At 65.0% G+C, this 3359-nt stretch carries 4 protein-coding genes; 3 read left to right on the top strand and 1 reads right to left on the bottom strand.

Annotated elements, in window-relative coordinates; translation table 11 throughout:
* Positions 1–164: 164 nt before the first annotated feature.
* Positions 165–545 carry a nuclear transport factor 2 family protein gene (locus AC1DW2_RS43520; protein WP_477009176.1) on the bottom strand — a complete coding sequence of 127 codons (381 nt, stop codon included), beginning with the start codon at positions 543–545 and terminating at the stop codon, positions 165–167.
* Positions 546–721: 176 nt separating this feature from the next.
* Here AC1DW2_RS43520 and AC1DW2_RS43515 point away from each other — a divergent pair, with 176 nt between their 5' ends.
* The 3 genes from AC1DW2_RS43515 to AC1DW2_RS43505 form a co-directional block, all read left to right on the top strand.
* Positions 722–2479 (top strand): MOSC domain-containing protein, encoded by a 1758-nt coding sequence (locus tag AC1DW2_RS43515; RefSeq protein WP_477009175.1) that lies wholly within the window; start codon positions 722–724, stop codon positions 2477–2479.
* 46 nt (positions 2480–2525) lie between these two features.
* A complete protein-coding gene (locus tag AC1DW2_RS43510; RefSeq protein ID WP_085404858.1) occupies positions 2526–3122 on the top strand; it encodes a redoxin domain-containing protein in 597 nt (198 codons plus the stop codon).
* A gap of 51 nt (positions 3123–3173) precedes the next feature.
* Positions 3174–3359 (top strand): GntR family transcriptional regulator (locus AC1DW2_RS43505; protein WP_477009174.1); only part of this gene is annotated, 186 nt, incomplete at its 3' end.

The following is a 3359-nucleotide window of genomic DNA, read 5'->3' as shown; positions in this document are numbered from 1 at the left end:
GCTCAGCAGCGCACCGCCAAGAGGCGCTGCTGAGCCGGGGCACGACCGTTTGGCGCGCAGCTTAATCAACACCGTCATTGCGAGCGTAGCGAAGCAATCCAGAATCGTTCCGCGGAGACAGACTGGATTGCTTCGCTGCGCTCGCAATGACGGAGGACGCGGACCTACCCTACCAACTCGACAAGATGCGCGCGCGACGGTGACGGATCGAACCTCTCACCGAAATACTGCGTCTCGTGCGCCACCAGTCCTTCGCGAAACTCCATGATACTGACGACATAGGACGGCACGCCGTCATAGGTCAGCACGAACTCGCTCACCCAGAGATCGCCGCCGCCGACGATCCGGCGGACCGTGAAGCGCTTCTTGTTGGGCTGCACGAACCGGCTTTCCTGAATCGTTCTGCGGCCGCGGATGCGCTCGCCGGACTGCGGATAGTCGAGCACGGCGTCCTCGCGGTAGATGTCATGCTCGGCCTCGAAATCATTCGCATCCGACGCAGCCCAATGGCGCTGAAGGGCCGCCAGTATCGCCTGATCATCCATCGCGCTCTCCCGTCTTGCGGTGTCTGCTCCCCAGATCGGGGCGCAGACAGCCGGCGACAAGACTGTCTAGCAACGTCTAACAACGACTAACGGGCCAAAATTCCGACATGGATGCAGATTGGCATTGCAGCGACCTGGAATCCGCCAGAGCCGCGCCCGTCACACCGGGGAACCCGATGGCCCGTTTGCTCTCCGTCAACGTCGGCCTGCCGCGCGACATCGCGTGGCAAGGCAAGACCGTCTATACCGGCGTCTGGAAGACGCCCGTCAGTGGTCCGCGCAGGGTGCGCCGGCTCAACATCGACGGCGATGGACAGGGCGATACCGCCGGTCATGGCGGCGAGCAGCGCGCCGTCTACGTCTACCAGCGGGAGTCCTATCAATACTGGCAGGAGCACCTCGGTCGATCGAACCTCGTCCAAGGTCAATTCGGCGAGAATTTTACCGTCGAGGGCCTGGCCGACACAGACGTCTGCATCGGAGACCGTTACAGGATCGGCTCTGCCCTGCTCGAGGTGACGCAGCCACGCGTCACCTGCTACCGGCTGGGGATTCGCATGGAGGAGCCGGACATGGCCGCGCTGCTTGTCAGGCACGGCCGGCCCGGCTTCTATTTTCGTGTGATCGAGGAAGGCGACGTCGAGGCCGGCGACGAGATCACGCAGATCGCTGATGGCCCCGAACGCATGAGCGTGTCCGAGATCAATGCGCTGCTCTACCTGCCGCCCCACCCGCGCGACGGCCTGGAGCGCGCGCTGAAAATTCCGGCGTTGAGCGGCGGCTGGCGTCATTCCTTCGAGGCGCTGCTCGAGCAGCAGCGCAAGGATACGACGGCGGGAAACGCCGGGCTCGGCCCGGCGTCGAGCCCGCCTCCGGCCTGGCGCGGCTTCCGGCCGTTTCGCGTCGCGCGCAAGATCGCCGAAAGCGGCAACGTGACGTCGCTGATCCTCGAACCTGCGGAGGGACATCCCGTCGCCGCCGCCCTGCCCGGGCAGTTCGTCGTCGTGCGGCTCGGCGCCTCCACTGCACCGGCGATGACGCGCAGCTATTCGCTGTCGAGCCGCTCCGATGCCGTGTCCTGGCGCATCAGCATCAAGCGAGAGGCGCATGGTGCGGCCAGCCAATATATCGCCGACGAAGTGCGAATTGGCGACGCTGTGCAGATCGGCGCGCCGCGCGGAAGTTTCACGCTACGGCAAGATGCGCGGCCCGTCGTCTTGCTGAGTGCCGGCATCGGCGTAACGCCGGTGCTTGCGATGCTGCACGCGCTCGCCGCGGAAACATCGACGCGAGAGGTCTGGTGGCTGCACGGCGCCCGCAACGGTCGCGAACATGCGTTCGCCGCCGAGGTGCGCGGGCTGCTGGCTGGGCTGGCCCACCATCACAGCCATGTCTGCTACAGCGCGCCCGATCCGGGCGATCGTCTCGATGTGGATTTCGACTCGATCGGACATCTGGACCTCCGGGTGCTTCAAACCGTCGGCGTCCCACGCGACGGCGATTTCTATCTGTGCGGGCCGGCACCGTTCATGACCGATCTCTCGCGCGGGCTTGCCGCATTCGGTGTCGCACCGGATCGCGTTCACACCGAGATGTTTGGCGCCGGACCATCCCTGACACCCGGCATAGCGGCCTCCCCGCAGAAGCGGGCGCACTTGCCGGCCGGCGCAACCGGCCCGGGTCCGATGGTCTCGTTCGCCCGCAGCGGCCTCAATGTCTGCTGGGGACCATCATATGCCAGCCTGCTCGAACTGGCCGAAGCCTGCGACGTTCCCGTGCGCTGGTCGTGCCGGACCGGCGTGTGCCACAACTGCGAGAGCGGGCTGGTGGCCGGCGCGGTCAGCTATGCGCCGGATCCGCTCGACGCACCAGCGGACGGCAATGTCCTGATCTGCTGTTCACGGCCCCAGGGCGACGTCGTCATCGATCTGTGAGTGTCGGCACCCACGCCAGACATGCGAGAAGATATGGGAGAGCTCAATGCGACCTGACATGATGCCGGGAGTAACCTTCCCCGATTACGAGCTCAGCGACCACACCGGCAAGCACCGAAAGCTCTCCGAGCTGCAGGGTGGCGATCCGATGGTGCTCGTTCTCGGCCGCGGCGGCTTCTGTCCGAAGGACCGCCGCCAGGCCGAAGGCCTGCTGCAACTCCATCGCGAGATGGAGGTCGGCTACTGCCGGCTGGTCACGATCACCACCGACAACATCACCCAGACCAACGAATATCGCAGCGGCGTCGGGGCGCACTGGCCTTTCCTGTCGGATTCGCGGCGGATCGTTCAGAAGGATCTCGACATCGCCGAATACACCGATCCCGTCCACAATCCGATGATCCCGCATGTCATCGTGCTGGAGCCCGGCCTGCGCGTTCACAAGATCTATAACGGCTACTGGTTCTTCGGACGCCCGACCGTCGAAGAGCTGCGCCAGGATCTCCGAGCCGTCAGCATGAATTGCCGTCCGGACTGGGACATCACCGCGCCCGGGCTGAAGGCCCTCTGGGATCAGGGCCACAAAGAGCATTTTTATCCCTACGGCAAGGCTTACGTCGAAACTCTCGGCGAACGGGACTAGAAACACATTCCGGCATCGTCCGTTCGGACGAATGCCGAGCCAGGAATGTGGATGGTCCAGATGAAGACGACTCCCGGCGATCGCGCCGGCCGCATGGGCGCGCGCCAGATCTACGAAGCCCTGAGGGATCAGATTCTGACGCGGGTCTACGGGATCGACGGCCTGCTGCCGTCGTCGCGGGCGCTTGCCGGCGAGATGGGCGTGGCGCGCTCGACCGTGACCGTCGCCTATGAACAC

The organism is Bradyrhizobium sp. P3_C3 (genome assembly GCF_056402655.1).
The sequence above is the reverse complement of the archived record's forward strand: the minus strand, read 5'-3'. Positions and strand labels throughout refer to the sequence as shown.

Coding starts and splice junctions, on each gene's coding strand:
- AC1DW2_RS43520 (WP_477009176.1), bottom strand. CDS start 545: ATGGATGATCAGGCGATACTGGCGGCCCTTCAGCGCCATTGGGCTGCG.
- AC1DW2_RS43515 (WP_477009175.1), top strand. CDS start 722: ATGGCCCGTTTGCTCTCCGTCAACGTCGGCCTGCCGCGCGACATCGCG.
- AC1DW2_RS43510 (WP_085404858.1), top strand. CDS start 2,526: ATGCGACCTGACATGATGCCGGGAGTAACCTTCCCCGATTACGAGCTC.